This is a genomic window from Priestia aryabhattai, assembly GCF_023715685.1.
GTDB classification, from domain to species: domain Bacteria; phylum Bacillota; class Bacilli; order Bacillales; family Bacillaceae_H; genus Priestia; species Priestia aryabhattai_B.
Window position 1 is genome coordinate 849,078 of the sequence record NZ_JAMBOQ010000001.1, and the last position, 16,371, is coordinate 865,448.

At 38.4% G+C, this 16,371-nt stretch carries 18 protein-coding genes and 2 pseudogenes; 2 read left to right on the forward strand and 18 right to left on the reverse strand.

Annotated features, from left to right (window positions below):
* Positions 1-322: 322 nt before the first annotated feature.
* The 13 genes from M3225_RS04360 to M3225_RS04420 form a co-directional block, all read right to left on the reverse strand.
* A complete protein-coding gene (locus M3225_RS04360) occupies positions 323-973 on the reverse strand; it encodes a SpoIIIAH-like family protein (RefSeq protein ID WP_251391342.1) in 651 nt (216 codons plus the stop codon).
* 7 nt (positions 974-980) lie between these two features.
* Positions 981-1,643, reverse strand: a complete 663-nt coding sequence (gene spoIIIAG / locus M3225_RS04365) for a stage III sporulation protein AG (protein WP_013084996.1) — start codon at positions 1,641-1,643, stop codon at positions 981-983.
* Positions 1,640-2,269, reverse strand: coding sequence for a stage III sporulation protein AF (gene spoIIIAF / locus M3225_RS04370; protein ID WP_251391344.1), 630 nt, complete (start codon positions 2,267-2,269; stop codon positions 1,640-1,642). Before spoIIIAF ends, spoIIIAG begins: the two co-directional genes overlap by 4 nt.
* The gene (gene spoIIIAE, locus M3225_RS04375; protein WP_013059149.1) at positions 2,266-3,450 is read right to left on the reverse strand and encodes a stage III sporulation protein AE; all 1,185 of its coding nucleotides are present in this window, start codon (positions 3,448-3,450) and stop codon (positions 2,266-2,268) included. Before spoIIIAE ends, spoIIIAF begins: the two co-directional genes overlap by 4 nt.
* 24 nt (positions 3,451-3,474) lie before the next feature.
* Positions 3,475-3,858 carry a stage III sporulation protein AD gene (gene spoIIIAD / locus M3225_RS04380; protein ID WP_251391346.1) on the reverse strand — a complete coding sequence of 128 codons (384 nt, stop codon included), beginning with the start codon at positions 3,856-3,858 and terminating at the stop codon, positions 3,475-3,477.
* Positions 3,859-3,878: 20 nt separating this feature from the next.
* Positions 3,879-4,085 carry a stage III sporulation protein AC gene (spoIIIAC, locus tag M3225_RS04385; protein WP_013059151.1) on the reverse strand — a complete coding sequence of 69 codons (207 nt, stop codon included), beginning with the start codon at positions 4,083-4,085 and terminating at the stop codon, positions 3,879-3,881.
* Between the two features lie 19 nt (positions 4,086-4,104).
* Positions 4,105-4,617 carry a stage III sporulation protein SpoIIIAB gene (gene spoIIIAB / locus M3225_RS04390; RefSeq protein WP_013059152.1) on the reverse strand — a complete coding sequence of 171 codons (513 nt, stop codon included), beginning with the start codon at positions 4,615-4,617 and terminating at the stop codon, positions 4,105-4,107.
* A 6-nt stretch (positions 4,618-4,623) separates the two neighbouring features.
* Positions 4,624-5,571 carry a stage III sporulation protein AA gene (gene spoIIIAA / locus M3225_RS04395; protein ID WP_251391348.1) on the reverse strand — a complete coding sequence of 316 codons (948 nt, stop codon included), beginning with the start codon at positions 5,569-5,571 and terminating at the stop codon, positions 4,624-4,626.
* A gap of 65 nt (positions 5,572-5,636) precedes the next feature.
* Entirely contained in the window at positions 5,637-5,918 is a 282-nt protein-coding gene (locus M3225_RS04400) for a YqhV family protein (RefSeq protein ID WP_013059154.1), read from the reverse strand.
* A 138-nt stretch (positions 5,919-6,056) separates the two neighbouring features.
* Complete coding sequence (gene efp, locus M3225_RS04405) at positions 6,057-6,614, reverse strand: elongation factor P (RefSeq protein ID WP_013059155.1); 558 nt, start codon at positions 6,612-6,614, stop codon at positions 6,057-6,059.
* 19 nt (positions 6,615-6,633) lie between these two features.
* On the reverse strand, positions 6,634-7,692 hold the full coding sequence (locus M3225_RS04410; RefSeq protein ID WP_251391350.1) for a M24 family metallopeptidase: 1,059 nt from the start codon (positions 7,690-7,692) through the stop codon (positions 6,634-6,636).
* 1 nt (position 7,693) lies between these two features.
* Positions 7,694-8,131, reverse strand: a complete 438-nt coding sequence (gene aroQ / locus M3225_RS04415; RefSeq protein WP_013059157.1) for a type II 3-dehydroquinate dehydratase — start codon at positions 8,129-8,131, stop codon at positions 7,694-7,696.
* A 121-nt stretch (positions 8,132-8,252) separates the two neighbouring features.
* Complete coding sequence (locus M3225_RS04420; RefSeq protein ID WP_251391352.1) at positions 8,253-8,789, reverse strand: YqhR family membrane protein; 537 nt, start codon at positions 8,787-8,789, stop codon at positions 8,253-8,255.
* A gap of 312 nt (positions 8,790-9,101) precedes the next feature.
* Between M3225_RS04420 and M3225_RS04425 the strand changes: the two genes are divergently transcribed.
* Entirely contained in the window at positions 9,102-10,058 is a 957-nt protein-coding gene (locus M3225_RS04425) for a DUF1385 domain-containing protein (protein ID WP_251391354.1), read from the forward strand.
* A 48-nt stretch (positions 10,059-10,106) separates the two neighbouring features.
* Positions 10,107-10,505, forward strand: coding sequence for an SA1362 family protein (locus M3225_RS04430; protein ID WP_251391356.1), 399 nt, complete (start codon positions 10,107-10,109; stop codon positions 10,503-10,505).
* A 30-nt stretch (positions 10,506-10,535) separates the two neighbouring features.
* Here the strand turns inward: M3225_RS04430 and M3225_RS04435 are convergent, their stop codons facing one another.
* From M3225_RS04435 to M3225_RS04455, 5 genes and pseudogenes are all read right to left on the reverse strand, one after another.
* Positions 10,536-11,417 (reverse strand): patatin-like phospholipase family protein, encoded by an 882-nt coding sequence (locus tag M3225_RS04435; RefSeq protein WP_251391358.1) that lies wholly within the window; start codon positions 11,415-11,417, stop codon positions 10,536-10,538.
* Between the two features lie 101 nt (positions 11,418-11,518).
* Complete coding sequence (gene mntR, locus M3225_RS04440; RefSeq protein ID WP_251391360.1) at positions 11,519-11,950, reverse strand: transcriptional regulator MntR; 432 nt, start codon at positions 11,948-11,950, stop codon at positions 11,519-11,521.
* Between the two features lie 282 nt (positions 11,951-12,232).
* A pseudogene (locus tag M3225_RS04445) lies at positions 12,233-14,011 on the reverse strand (vitamin B12-dependent ribonucleotide reductase); the annotation flags it as partial.
* 372 nt (positions 14,012-14,383) lie between these two features.
* Positions 14,384-15,172, reverse strand: a pseudogene (locus M3225_RS04450) (ribonucleotide reductase N-terminal alpha domain-containing protein); the annotation flags it as partial.
* A 311-nt stretch (positions 15,173-15,483) separates the two neighbouring features.
* Entirely contained in the window at positions 15,484-16,317 is an 834-nt protein-coding gene (locus M3225_RS04455) for a lipoate--protein ligase family protein (protein ID WP_013085005.1), read from the reverse strand.
* Positions 16,318-16,371 lie beyond the last annotated feature (54 nt).

Below are 16,371 nucleotides of genomic sequence, written 5' to 3' on the forward strand. Positions count from 1 at the left end.
TTCTCTACAATGTTAATAATACGATAGATGGCTACAGCCATTCAATTCGTTTGGCAAACATTAAAAAGAAGTTCCACTTACTTTATGATAACTTTTTTAGCGTTATCGTTTTATAAATGGAAACATAGCTTTACAGATGACAATACTTGTGAAAACACTTGTCACCTAGTACTAATATAAAATTATGAAACCTATTATAACCGAAGTGAAAAAAGAAAGCCATGTTAAAATTTTTACCGTCTCGCTTAGATTTTAGTCATTTCATAAAAAAGAAGTGTAAACAACCCAAATTTACGGCTGTTTTACACTTCTTTTATTCCCTTTATTTAGTTGGCTGAAACTCTACTGCTACTTCTTTTGGACCCATTTCTTTTTTGACTAGCTGAATAATTTGGTTTGCTTTTGTTTTTGAGTGTTTTTCTGTCTTAACGGTAATTTGTACTTGCTTTCCATCTGCTCTTACTAGCGCGTCACTGTATCCTTTTGCTTTAATTAATGTTTCCAGCGTTGCTTCTTTTTCCCCTAGCTTTGATAATTCATCAATTTTATCCATCGCCTTGCTTACTTCTGCAGGCGTCACGTTTTTTGATGCCGCTACTTCTTGATACTCTTCTTTTAATTGACTTCTTTCATCATTTAATTCCAAGCGAAGCGCCGTAAATAGCTCGTCGCTATCTGTGCTTGATACAACAGCTGATTCTTTTGCATTTTTAGCCGTTTCTTTCTTTACGCCTTCTGCTGAACCTTCAGTTTTTGAATCTTCTTTTGTTCCTGACTTCTCATCTGCCTGTTGTTTTGTATCTTCTGCAGGGGCCTTGTCATCAGCCTGCTTTTCGTTTTGTTTTTCATTGTCTACTAGCGCAACATTACTCTGAGGATTTTCTGGCGTTGTCATATAGTACACCGATAACACAACAACTAAACTTAACATTGTTAATAACCAAACTGTTTGCTTTTTTAATAACATATTCATTTCCCCCTCATCCTTTTTTCGCTAATACTGCTACTCTATGACTTGGTATATCGAGCGCTCTTGTCACAGCTTCAATGATAGATTTTTTTACCTCGATATTATCAGCTCCTTTAGCGACAACTAACACACCTCTTACTTTTGGCTTTTCGGTTTTGACTACGACAGGCTTTTCTTGTTCTCCACTTCTTACAATGACCAGCTGTTCATCTGTTGAGGAATCTTCAACTTTACGAGTCCCTCCTTCACGATCCGTTTCATTGGTCGTTTGCGATTTCGTTACGCTATTTTTTTCATATATTTTGGATTCTGTTGCATCTAGATTCACAATTACTTTTACCTTACTTACGCCTCTAACTTGGTCTAAAATATCTTTCAATTCTTCCTCATACCGCTCTTCATAGCCTGTCATCGTTGTTGTCTTTTTGGAACTAAAAGCCGGAACATCCTGTGATACCGGCGGTGCGCTGGTTTCTTTGCTTGCACTCTTTAATAATCCGCCTGAATTCATAGATGTTGTGAGTGAGTTGCTAAACACCATAAAGATAACGCCTGCAGCTAGTAAAATACCTATATACATTAACTTTGAAGGTTTCTTCGTAGTTGATGACTGTTTAAGTGAAAAGAACCGCTGAAAAAATGATGGGTCACCTTTTTCTGGCTTTTGACTCATTTCGTGTCTCCCTCCTCCATATTCACAACAACTTGGCCTTGTTTTACGTCCCATTTTGCTGCTAAATAGTTGGATACTTTCTTGGATTCTGTTGGTTTGTTTGTTTCGATCGGTGTGGAGGTATCAATAGAAATAACTTTCACAGCTGAAACAACCTCGGAATCATTCGATGCTTTTTCACTTACGGCAACTGAAATGGATTTAATATTATCAGCGGTAGGTTCGTCGTTCGGCTTTTTTGTCTCAATGTGAATTCGATCAATTGCTACACCATACTGATCCATCAACTCCTCTTTTACATCTGCCTCCATTTGGACAGCCATTTGTTCTAAAATATATGCACGTTGTGAAGCTTGTATTTCTTTTTTCTGATTTTCTATTGAATTTTCTACCTGCTGATCAGATCGAATAGATGACAAACTAAGTGATTTCAGCATTTGATTAACATCCACTTTAAAAATTTGAAAAACGGGTGTAATAATAATCAGCATTAAGAGGAGTCCAACCACCAGCTTCGTATACTTTTGAAAGCTAGAATTGGGCAACAGTAAATTAATAATGGTAGCTAATAAGATAAAAAGAACAATATTGGTAATCCACGTTGTTAAGGCCTGCAATTTCTTCACCTCACCATCATTGTGACGTTGCTCGCTGTAATGATGACCGTTAAGCATAAGAAAAACATAAGCGAGACAACCGCAAGCGCCGCAAAAATATAGATGACGCTTTTGCTGATAATGCTCAAGCAGGAAATAACCGGTCCTCCTCCAATGGGTTGAAGAAGAGCTGCTGCTAGCTTATAGATAAAAGCTAACGTTAACACTTTAATGGCCGGAAACGCGACGATTAACAGTAAGACTGCTACTCCGGCAATACCTACTGAATTCTTTAATAGAAGCGAGGCACTGATGACTGTATCCGCCGCATCCGTGAACACACGCCCTACAACAGGTATAAAGTTCCCTGTGACAAATTTTGCTGTTCGAATCGTAATACCGTCGGCAACAGCCGACGTGGCTCCTTGAACGGATAGTACACCTAAAAAGACGGTTAAGAATATCCCAAGCACGCCAATGCTTATATTTCTCAACAGCTGAGCAAGCTGTGTAACCTTATGCTCATCTGAAATCGTACTCACAATGCTAAGCAGTGCTGAAAGAAAAAGTAACGGCATCACTACGTATTGAATAAGCAAACCGCTTGTGTTCATTAGAAACAAAATCATCGGATGAAAAAAGGCTGCCGATACAACTCCTCCTGATGATGCCATTAAGGCAAGCAGTAAAGGCACCAGCGCTAAAATGAATTTGGTCATGGTCTCAATCGCTCCCGTTGCATAAGAGATGGCGATTTGAAAGCTATTAAGAGCAATGATGATCAAAACCATATATACAAGCGCATACGCTACTTTACTTACGGTTTGCTGATTAAACGCACTTTGGAGCGTTTGCAAAAATACGCTAAAAACCGTTAGCATAATGAGCGTACCGAGGAGCTTTCCATTCGCTAACACTTCATGAAATAAAAACTTCACAAGACCTCCTAGCCATTCTTTAAGAGAGAACTCTTTTTCTCCTTTTAAAAAATCGACTAAACTTCCCTTCTGACTCTCGGGTAAAAAGCCGCCGTATTGGGTAATAATATCGTCCCAAAACTGTTTGACTTCATCGATACCGAGCTTATCAATTTGTTCATTGACAAGTTCTTGCTGCTTCGGGGGTTCGGAAGCTTGTACATTTTCTGGAAAGAAAAAAAAGAGGAACAAAAGAAGAGCGAGTATATTCACTTTAAACGTCCACCGCTTCATTTCGTCACCTCATATTAAGTAAAATTAATTGGGCAGCATTGAAATAATCGTTTCAATAATGACCGTTAAAATAGGAATTGCCATGGAGAGAATCAGCACTTTTCCACCTAATTCAATTTTAGAAGCAATGGCACCTTGCCCTGCATCTTTCGTAATTTGAGCACCAAATTCGGCGATATAGGCAATACCAATAATTTTCAAAATGGTTTCCACATAAATCATGTTAACGTGGGCATTAATCGACAGCCGCTCGACCATCTTAATAATCTCGTAGATTTGATTAATTAAAAAAAGAAAGATCACGGATCCCACGAATACGACAAGTAAAAAAGCAATAGGTGATTTATGTTCTTTTAAAATAAGAGCCAAAAATGTAGCTACTAATCCTAAGCCCACAATTTGAAGCATTTCAATGGCAAATCACCCCTCTACCCTTGAAATAAAAAAACCGATTTGATTTTTTGAAATAAGTCCTCTACAATCGAAGCAACCATAAATAAAATATAAATAAAGCCGATGAGGGTAACCCAATTCGCGTAATCTTTTTTTCCCATCTGTTCGAGTACGGTGACTAAAAAAGCTACGACGATACCAATCCCAGCAATCTGAAAAATGGTGTTCATATCAATTCCCACATTCAATCCTCCTCCATCGCTACATCAATAGGATGACCAGTAGCAACCCAGATAGAAAGCCTAAACTTTTAACCATTTTTTCATAGCGATTCTGCTTATCAACTGCATCTTGTTCTTCGCGTTCGAGATGGTTCAGCGTCAGTAAGATGTGCTTTTGCTGCGAATAACGATCATGCTGGCCAAGCGTTTCACCAAATTGTTTTAAGATTTCTAGTTCTCCTGTTTTAAGTGCGGTTTGTTTCCAAAATTGGTCCAACGTCTTTTCCCAAGCTTCCTTGACACTTTCAGTACCTTCTTTTAATTTCATTGAAAACTCATTAAATAAAGAAGCCAAAGGATTAGGAAGCTGTAGAGATAACAAATGAGCAACTTCTTGAAGAGGACGATTGCTGTACATAATTTCCGCTTCTAACGACCGAAGAGCCGTTTTTAATTGCCTGAGCTGCCTAGGTCTTGCACTAAGCTGCTTTGCAAACTCAAATCCTGTGTAAGTGGAAGCAAATAAGATAAAGATGGCACCAAACAGTTTCATACACCATCACCCTTTACTATTTTCAATAAGCGACTTTTCAGCGGACATTTTCATGGAATTATAGTGCTCATCGTAGATAGCCTGAAGTGTTCCAGGACCTCGGCTGTTCGATAGCACAACATACCTTTTGAATACGTGAAGTTTCATTAAAGCTTGCAAAGTGGGACGCTTCATTAAATCGTCAATGTCATAGCCATGAACAGTCATAATGACACGAACGCCAGCATTAACGGCTTCAAGTACAGCTTTACAATCTTCTTCACTTCCAACTTCATCCACGATCAGCACATCGGGGCTCATGGAGCGAATCATCATCATCATGCCTTCAGCTTTTGGACAGCTGTCTAATAAATCCATTCTAGATCCGAATGTATGCTGAGGAACCCCTTTAACAGCCCCAGCAATTTCTGATCGTTCATCTACAATCCCTACTTTAAACGGAGGAATCTTAGAGCGCTCTATGCCAGTACTTATTACTCTGGCTAAATCACGAATCATGGTTGTTTTTCCTGTTTGAGGGGGTCCTATAATGACCGTACTTTGCCAATAGCGATTGTATAAAAAAGGAATAAGCTGATTCGAAATGCCAATCTTTTGTTTAGCAATCCGGATATTAAAGGATGATACATCTCGAATCACACGAACCTGTCCATTTTCCGTTACAACTTTTCCCGCTAGTCCAACCCGGTGTCCGCCTTCAATGGTGACATATCCTTTTTTCAATTCTTCTTCAATCATATAAATCGAAAACTGGCTTAATTTATTTAAGATAAATAAAGCATCTTCTGCGGTTGGAAGATACGATTCGAAATAAGGCTGATTGTTGATTGTAAATTCGACAGGTCTTCCTATGCGCACTCGAATTTCTTCTAATACATGAGAATGGTTTGTTACATAAAATTCAACAGTCTTTTTTAAATTAGGCGGAAAGATTGCAAGTATTTCGTTTAACATATTCATCCCCTCATATTTGAACTCACTTCAATGTATTATGAGCTTGACCATTTTATGCCTACCTTTTATTTAAAAACACCGATTAAAATGAAGAGCACTCCTACTACAATCATGATTAATTTTCCAAAAGATAATTGATCTGCTACGGACACTAAACCTATAGTGAAAGAACTCACCATTACAATGGGACCAACAAGCGCTAACATTCCATTAATCATTAACGCTTTTTTCACATCATTGTTTGTGACAATTAAAATAGCGGCAATAAACTCAATAAATGAAGAAATAAATCGAAGGCACGCCATCGTTAATACCGTACCGTTTAAATGATCCAACCACTGTTTCATAAGCCCCTCCTATATCTCTGCGTTGTTTAGTACAACCTATGCAAAATAAGGAAGAGTTAGCACAAAAAAACACACAAAAAAGGCAGAGAATCATTCTCTGCCTTTTTTGTGTGTTTGCAGCTTGCTTACACTACCGAATTACGCGCGTGATACGTAGCTGCTGTCTGTTGTGTTGATAATTAATACGTCGCCTTCGTTTACGAAGAACGGAACGTTTACTGTTAAACCTGTTTCAACAGTTGCCGGTTTTGTACCGCCGGAAGCTGTGTCACCTTTAATACCAGGTTCAGTTTCTGTTACTTTAAGCTCAACTGTGTTTGGAAGTTCAACACCTAATGTCTCACCTTGGTACATCATAATTGCTACTTCCATATTCTCTTTTAAGAATTTTAGTTCATATTCAATTGCACTCGCCGGAAGCTCTAATTGCTCATAAGACTGGTTGTCCATGAATACGTGCTGATCACCGCTTGCATATAGATATTGCATTTTACGGTTATCAATTTGAGCTTTTCCTACTTTTTCACCTGCACGGAACGTTTTTTCTTGAACAGCTCCTGTACGAAGGTTACGTAGTTTTGAGCGAACGAATGCAGCGCCTTTACCAGGCTTTACGTGTTGGAAATCCATTACACGCCAAATACCTCCGTCTACTTCTACTGTCAAACCTGTACGAAAATCATTTACTGAAATCATGAAGAAATCCTCCTACATTTTATAAAATAATGAACTCTTTTGATGAGTGCGATAATGCCTCATTACCTTCTGCTGTGACGATCGTATCATCTTCAATACGAACGCCCCCCAAGTCTGGTATGTAAATACCTGGTTCAACGGTTACAATCATACCTGGCTGCAGTACATCTGTAGATTTCACAGAAAGTGATGGGCCTTCATGTACTTCTAGCCCCACGCCGTGACCGGTCGAATGTCCAAAATACTGGCCGTATCCGTGTTCTGTAATATAATCACGCGTTAGCGCATCTGCTTCTTTACCCGTCATACCTGCTTTGATGCCGTTCATTCCGTTAAGCTGTGCTTGCAGTACGACATTATAAATTTCTTTTAGCTTATCACTTACTTCACCGACGGCAAATGTTCGTGTGATATCTGAACAGTAACCATTATAGTATGCGCCAAAATCAAGCGTTACAAGTTCGCCTTTTTTAATTACTTTGTCAGAAGCAACACCATGCGGTAGAGCTCCACGATGCCCTGAAGCAACAATTGTATCAAAGGATGAAGATGTTGCGCCTTGTTTTCTCATAAAGAACTCCAGTTCATTAGATACTTGAAGCTCTGTTAAACCAGGACGAACAAAGGTTAAAATATGTTCATATGCTGCATCTGCTATTTTTGCAGCTTCCTTTAATATCTTAATCTCTGAGTCACTCTTTATCAAGCGTAAGTTTTCGATTGCGTGCGAGATTGGAACAAGTTCAGCGCCGATATGCTTATCAAATAATTGATGCTGTCCATATGTAACATAATTCTGTTCAAAACCAAGCTTTTTAATTCCAAATTGTTTCACTACATTTGCTACTTCTTCTACAATAGGACCCTTGTGCTGAACGATATCAAAACCTTCTGTTTGACTAGTTGCTTGTTCAACATAACGAAAATCTGTTACAAATGCCGCTTTGTCTTCAGAAATGATAACGACACCAGCGGAGCCTGTAAAATTAGTCATGTAGCGTCTGTTATATTCACTTGTAATTACAACACCGTCTACATTAAACTTTGAAAACTGTTCGCGTAGTTTTTCGATCTTCATTTTATTTCCCCCTTAATTGTAAAAGTGCCTGCAGGGCAAGCTCGTATCCGTATAAACCTAACCCGACAATTTGACCATGTGTAACAGGTGCCGTCACCGAGTGGTGGCGAAACTCTTCACGCTTATGTACGTTCGAAATATGCACTTCAATAACAGGAACAGATATACTAGCAATCGCATCTCGAATGGCATAACTGTAGTGAGTAAAAGCACCAGGATTGATCATAATACCATCAAATTTCTCATCTGCTTCGTGAATCCAGTCGATAATTACACCTTCGTGGTTAGACTGTACGCACTCAACTTCTACTCCGTGGTCTCTGCCTGCTCGCTGAAGTTTCTCTTCAAGATTTTGAAGATTATCTGTCCCATATACCGCTGGTTCGCGTACGCCTAAACGATTTAAATTAGGACCGTTTATTACTAAAATCTTATTCATCTTAATTCAACACTCTCCCCTACTACGAACCCTTTATGCAGCTCACTTATGTGAATTTGCACTTTATTTTTCTTTTTAAATCATTATATAGAATATATTAGCATACGTTGGAACATTCACACTACTTATTCGCCGTTTGAAAATCTGTAGACTCATCTTTTGTTTGAAGCTCTGCAGCTTCAAAAGAAATGGAATATCCGATGAATACACCATATAAAATATAAATACAGAGGGATGAAATAATCGTGTTAGCTGGAAGCTCTCCAATTGTTTTTAAGTTAGGAAAGAGCGGATTCAAAACAACGAATACAATTGCCCACCATAATAAGCCGTAAGCAAAACCTATCCAAATTGTTTTAAACTTCTTTAATAGGACGTAGTATAACAACCCGACAATAATAGATAATACCCCTATAAGAAAAATACTGACAATAACACCTATTCCTTTATCTTTCCAATCACCTAATGCCCATGGATCTAAAAGCATATTTGGATTGATAACACTAAAGCTAAACAGATAATTTAAATAGCCAATAAAGCTCCAGAAAATCCCTCCAAAAAAGGAAATAAAAATGGCTTTAAATAAAAAAGACATTTCCTGTTTATGCGTAGGGTGGTTATCCTGTTTTTTTTCATGCTGTTCTTTAGGTTCTGACACATTAATCACCTCTTGATGTAGTATGATCTTTTTTCTCATTTCCTACCGACTCATTTCTAAGTTTTTACGTTTATTACTCTTCCTATACGCAAGAAGGCAGCCTGATATCAAAGAGACATTTCAAAACTATCTTCAACCGAGTTTCATAAACAAATTTTATAAGTAAAAGGAAAAAATTCATAACAGGGGTGTGGAGACGAAAAATATTGGCTAAACTAGATAACATGCATCCGCCTAGAGGTTTATTTGATTTTGCTGTAGAATATAAAATACTAAGAAGTCTAGTCTAGTTAAGTTAGGTTGGTGCCTGAAATGTCTAAATTACAAAAACCTGCGTATGGTGGTCAAGCCGTTATAGAAGGTGTCATGTTCGGTGGCAAACGTATGATGGTGACGGCCATTCGCCGCAAAGATCAATCTATTGATTATTTTCATTCAAAAAGAAAATCAAATTCCGTACTCACTGCTTTGAAAAAAATTCTTTTTTTACGAGGAATTGCTGCTATTGTTGAAGCCAGTGCAAACGGTACGCAGCACTTGAACTTTTCCTCTGAACGCTACGACGTGAATCCAGAAGATGATGTTCAAGTAGCAGCAGAACAACAAAAAGAGAAAAAAGAATCAAAACTATCTTTAATATTTGGCGTTGCAACTATTGGTGTAATATCCTTTCTTTTCGGGAAAGTACTATTTACATTGATTCCTGTGTTTTTAGCACAATTGACACGTCCTGTTTTCACTTCAAGTGTAGCTCAAGTTTTTATTGAAGGAGTATTTAAACTATTATTGCTCCTTGGCTATATTTATGTGATTTCACAAACGCCACTTATTAAACGGGTGTTTCAATATCATGGAGCAGAACACAAGGTCATTAATGCATATGAAAACAATGCTGAACTTACGGTAGAAGCCGTTCAAGCACAATCTCGACTTCATTATCGCTGCGGAAGTAGCTTTATCCTCTTTACCGTAGTTGTAGGAATGTTTGTCTACCTACTAGTTCCAACGGATCCTCTTTGGCTACGAATTGTGGATCGCCTTGCATTAATTCCAGTTGTCCTTGGTTTATCATTTGAAGTGTTACAGTTAACCAATAAAGTTCGTCATGTCCCTCTTCTTCGCTTTTTAGGTTATCCCGGTTTATGGCTTCAGCTTTTAACAACCAAAGAACCAAAAGATGATCAAGTTGAAGTTGCGATTGCTTCATTCAAAGAACTTTTACGCGTTGAAAATGAACTTTCTTCTACCACTGACGAACAAGTTGTCTAATCCACACCGTTTTGCTTTCTTTTTTTACTATTTTAGGAGGTGAACAAAATGAGACGTCCATTCGTGAAACCACTTGTATATGGTCTAATCGGGTTAGGAGTCATTGGCTTTGCATTTACGTTGATTACAGATCCAGCTGTTTTATTACGTCAAGCAGGTTATATTTTTCTGTTTATCATTTTGTTTTACTTAGTTTATCGGTTTATTCTCCGCCCTTCTCAGACAAAAGGTCAAGATAGAGGCTATGTGCGCGCGGTAAAGCAATCAAAACTGCGTCAAAAAGAAAAAGAGCGAGGCAGCAACAAAGTTGATATGCATACGTACCGAAGCTCAAATAAGCGCCCGGTAGCCAAATCAACGAAACCGCTAAAGAAAAAGAAAAACAACTCACACTTGACCGTCATCGAAGGTAAAAAAGGAAAAAAGAAAAATAGAGCATTCTTTTAAAAAAACAAGGAGAAAAGCCTCCTTGTTTTTTTAATAGCACCATTTTTTCAAAAATGCCCTTGTACGCTTTTTACCAAACGCAATCAGCTCTTCCTTCCGTTCTTCTGTGAGGGTAAATTCTGTCGCAAAAACTTGATTAACTGGTAAAAAGATAATATTTTTTTCGTGGCGTTTTGAAATATGTCTCGCATCGTGCGCATCTTTCATCGTCTCAAAAAGAGCACTGAATAAACTAACGGCATTTTTGATTTTATTCCGCTCCCTTTCTTCATCCTTCGGGCTCAGCTTCACACCAATTACCGGTCGTTTCTTAAGACTTTTATCATCCTCAAATAGAAAAATTGGAAAGTTGCTTAACACGCCCCCGTCGACTATTAAACTGCTTGGGGTAGATTTTAATTTAACTGGCTCAAAAAAATACGGAATGCTGCAGCTCATTCGAACAGCTCTTGCTACAGAAAAACGATTCGGGTCGATTTGATATTTAGGCAAATCATCTGGAAGAACAAGCATCGTACTGTTGGTCAAATCTGAAGCAATAATACGCAGCGATTGATCAGGCAAATCAGCAAATGTACGAATTCCTCTGCCCCGCAATTTCTCAGCAATCCACTTTTCAAGCCTTTCCCCTTTATATAATCCCATTTTCCAATATAAAAACAGCCATTTCGTCAAGCTTGATGGTAAAAAGGACATTCGCTGATCTAAAAAAGAAGATAATTCAATTTCATTCATCATTTCGATAATTTCTTCACTTGTATAACCGGCTGCTACAAATGCACAAATAATGGAACCCGCACTCGTTCCGGCTAACCGCCGAAAGATCAAGCCTTTTTCTTCTAGAGCTTGTAAAGCGCCAATCAGTGCAAGCCCTTTAATACCGCCACCCGAAAACACTCCGTCGACGTACACAGCCTCTCCTCCAAACTACCCACTCTACATTTGTAGTCGACTCAGCAACAAGTTATGATAAAAAGAAAAAAGCAGTGACGCTATCGGCCGCTGCTTTTTTCTTATAATGTTTGTTCTTCTTCGTTTCGTTTTTGTACATTGCGAAGATCTTGAATACGATTATGATTTTCTTCAAAGTATTGAACTAAATCTCCAATTCGATCGATGGAGTTCCAGCTTAAATGATGTTCAATTCCTTCTACGTCATCATAAATATTTTTCTCATCTACGCCAATGATGCGCAGTAGCTGTTCTAAAAGCTCATGGCGATAAACAAGACGTTTTCCAATCTTCTGTCCCTTAGCTGTTAAAACAAGGCCTCGATATTTTTCATAAATTAAGTACTCATCTTTGTCTAGTTTTTGAACCATCTTCGTTACAGATGAGGGGTGAACCGCCAATGCATCAGCAATATCAGACACTCGAGCGTATCCTTTATCTTCAATTAGCATATATATTTGTTCAATATAATCTTCCATACTCGGTGTAGGCATGAAATCTCCCCCAATTAATATTATGTATTGCTATAATAAGTCATAAATGTCTGTTTCTTATAGTGATATCGTGTTCATGTTTGATAATCTATGTGAAAAAACGTGTAAATAAAGCGATGTCATAAGATAAAACTGGATAAAAGACATTCAATTAAAATCATACTACAATGCTTATTCAAATACAAGAACCGTTCGCTTTCACTTCTTATTTATGCCCCACTTTTATACATAATAAAAGCTGACTCGTTTGAGCCAGCTTTTACTAGTTAATCATGATCAAGATTAAAGGCCGCATTTCAGCTGTGCGCCACAGTTTGTACATGTGTTGCATCCGCCCATTTCTTCTACCGTTCCTTGACGGCAAACCGGACACGTATTACCTACTTCAGAACCAATTGTTACATCAGTTGAACGAATTTCATTAATTGTATCAACTAATACGACGTGCGGTTTCGTTTCTTCTTTTGGGGCTTCAATTTCTTCATCAAATGTATTTTCTTCTGCTTTTAGCGTTAAGACTTGTGCATCACGGCTTCCGTCTACGTACACCGTACCGCCTTTTGCTCCGCCTTTATACAGACGCTCGTACACTTTTTGAACTTGCTCTACTGTATAGCCACGAGGAGCGTTTACTGTTTTACTAATTGAGCTGTCAATCCAGCGCTGAATCACACATTGAACGTCAGCGTGAGCTTGTGGTGCAAGTTCCATAGCTGAAATGAACCATTCAGGAAGATTGTTTGGATCTGCTTCTGGATGCTGATCTAAATACTCTTGAACGATATCAGCTTTTACTTCAATGAACTTACCTAAACGGCCGCTTCGGAAGTATGAGAATGAGAAATAAGGTTCAAGACCAGTTGATACTCCAACCATTGTTCCAGTACTACCTGTTGGCGCTACTGTTAATAAATGAGAGTTTCGGATACCGTGGTCTTTAATGTTCTCACGAATATCTTCAGGCATTTTTTTCATGAAGCCTGTATTTGTAAATGCTTCACGTAAAGAAGCCGTTTCAGCATCTGTTTCGCCCACTAAGAACGGGAAGCTTCCTTTTTCTTTTCCAAGCTCTACAGACGCGCGGTAAGCCGTTGTTGCAATTGTTTCAAACACTTTATCTACTAACTCATTGCCTTTGTCAGAGCCATACTCTGTTTCACAATAAATAAGAAGATCGTGAAGACCCATTACACCAAGACCAACGCGACGTTCGCCAAGCGCTTGCTTTTGGTTTTCTTCTAAGAAATAAGGAGTTGCATCAATAACGTTATCTTGCATTCGAACGCCAGTTTCAACTGTTTGACGTAACTTTTCAAAGTTAACAGTTTTCGTTTCTTTATCTGCCATTTGCGCTAAGTTAACAGCAGCTAAGTTACAGACAGAAAATGGTGCAAGTGGTTGTTCACCACATGGATTTGTTGCAACAACGTGCTGACCGTATGCTTGAGCATTTGTCATATCATTAGCATTGTCAAAGAAGAAAATGCCTGGTTCAGCTGAGTACGTTGCACAAATATTAATTAAGTTCCATAGCTCTTTTGCACGGATAGTACGATACGTACGAACTTTGTTTCCTTGTTTTTCCCATTCGCGTACATCGCCTACTTCGTGCCAGTTTTCGTTGTAGTTAGCCATCTCTTCTTTTGAATAGCTTTCTACATCTGGGAAGCGAAGTTCATATTCACCGTCGTTTTCAACAGCATCCATAAAATCTTTTGTTAAGCATACAGAAATATTTGCTCCTGTTAAAAACTCTGAGTTATGAACGCTGTACGTTCCGCCTGTTTGCAGCTTTTCTTCTGCATCTTTAATGATTTTTTCACTGAATCCACCAAGACCAGGAATTTGTTTATAGTTAATGATTCCTTGGTACATCGCTTCTTCAGACTCTGTTAAAGGCGTGAACTTCAATTTATCTTGCGCATGTTTTTTAATCATTTCGTCATTTGTGTTTTCAATTAAGAAACGTAAAATGCGAGGGTTTTGCATTTTAGAAATAATAAACTCTACAATGTCAGGATGCCAGTCGGCAAGCATGATCATTTGAGCCCCCAATTTGTTACTCTTCGTAAAGAAGGGTACGGTCATTTCTGCCGTACTCTTACACTTTCATGTAAGATCAGACTATATCATCAAAGAAGAAAATTCCTTTGTCTCGTGCCCCATAACCACGTTGCCGTTTGCTATGGTTTACTCCTTCCTTTGCTTCCATCATAACACCTACTTTATTCACTAAAGTTTTATTACATTAGAACTTTTAGGAAGTTTCAATAGTCGTTGAACCTTTATCTTCGTTTCCAAAGACACTTGGCTGCTGATTGCCCAATCTTTCCTCTTTTCTAACCATCACGCTCATCGTTGCCGATCACGTTGTGGTGAAGAAAGCTCTAAGGGTGTTCCAGCAATTCACGAGATTACGTCGCCGGTTTGTTAACGACGCGACCCACCTTGCTCAACAAGATGCGTCAGTTTAGCAATATCATCCAACCATGAAACCGAACCAGATGATTTGCCGTTTACACCGCGAGCCAGCGTGTTGCGCGGGCGAAGAGTTGAACCATTCGTTCCAACACCGCCTCCGCGGCTCATAATTTCCATTACTTGTTTGCGGTGTTCTGAAATACCTTCACGTGAATCTTTTACATAAGGCATTACGTAACAGTTGAAATACGTTACGTCTGTATCAGCTCCTGCACCGTAAAGAACGCGGCCAGCTGGTACAAAGTTTAGCTGAACAAGCTCTTGATAGAACTTTTCAAACCACTCTTTGCGCTTTTCTTCCGTTTTTTCAACCGAAGCTAAGCCTGTTGCATTACGTTTCGCAATTTGCTCGTAGAAGACTTCTAGAGGCTTTTCAATTACATCTAGCGAACGAGTAATTAACCCTTTTTCTGCTTCATCAGGCGATAAAGCACCTCTAAACTCATCTTCTACCTTGACAACAGCGGTCTTTTGCTCAAAATTAATGCTTTCCACATAGCCAAGTCCTCGTGCTGGAAATTTTGGATCTTCCTTTACTGTTAGAACAACAAAATCTCCTTCTGATAACGTTAATTTTTCCGTATCTTTAAACGCATAGCGGTCTAACATTACCAATCTTGAAACACCTTTATGAGTCAACTTCATATCCGGTGTAATCGGATGTACTTGCGGAAAGCGTTCAATATCTGAATTGAGCTTTTCAACATTCATATTCACTTTTTGATTTAACAAAACAGTCATTCTCACAACTCCTTACCTATCGAACATCTATAAATTTATTAACTCTTTTTCCTTTAAAAGGAAAAAGAGTTTTTCAATCAACTATCAATAACTTACCACACGGCTCGGACGAATTCAATATATAGTATTTGACACTTATCCAAACATCTACATATAGAAGGGTGTCAAGTGAAATATTTTTTTTTTCGTAAAAAAAGTGTTTGACTTTTCTTCCCTATGTATTCTATTAGCCAAGAATTATTTCTAAAAATTCCAATAAAAAGTGCAACTTATAAGAAGTTGCACTTTTATCTATTTCCCTCCACATCCGTTTAGCGCTTAAAGTTCCATTCATCCGATCCATACTTTGTGCGCGCTAGTTCTTCTACGTATGCTTCCTCTTCTTCAGACAGTGTATATGGTTCTAAATCAATATCAAGAGCTGAAGCAAATCCTTTATAAAACGCTTCTTTCGCTTCTTCAATAGAGATTTTGCGGCCCGCAATTGCATTAATCGCTACCGCTTTAGAACGAAATGCCCGCTGCATTCTTTCTTTAACGCGATCATTTGGATAATTAAATACGCTGAATAATTTATCTTCATCAATCTCTAACAGGATAGAGCCGTGCTGTAAAATAACTCCTTTTTGTCTTGTTTGGGCACTTCCTGCAATTTTGCGGCCCTCTACAACTAGTTCATACCAAGAAGGAGCGTCAAAACACACGGATGAACGAGGGTTTTTCAAACTATTTTTTTCTTCTTCTGAACGAGGAATAGCAAAATAAGCCTCGAGCCCTAACGAACGAAATCCTTCCAGTAAACCTTCAGAGATCACGCGATATGCTTCTGTAACTGTCTTAGGCATGTTAGGATACTCTTCAGATACAATTACGCTGTAAGTAAGCTCTTCATCATGAAGCACGCCCCTGCCGCCCGTTGGACGTCTTACAAAGCCTAATCCTAATTCTTTTACTTTATCAAAGTTAATTTCTTTTTCAGCTTTTTGAAAATAACCGATTGACAGCGTTGGAGGGTTCCATCCGTAAAAACGAATCGTAGGTGGAATTTCCCCTTTACTATGCCATTCTAATAACGCTTCATCTAACGCCATATTGTAATAAGGCGAACGGTTGTTGGAATCAATAAATCTCCACTTTGCTTTCATCTACCTCATCCTCAGCTATATGTAATATAAAAAATAAATCCGTTTTTTAGTCTA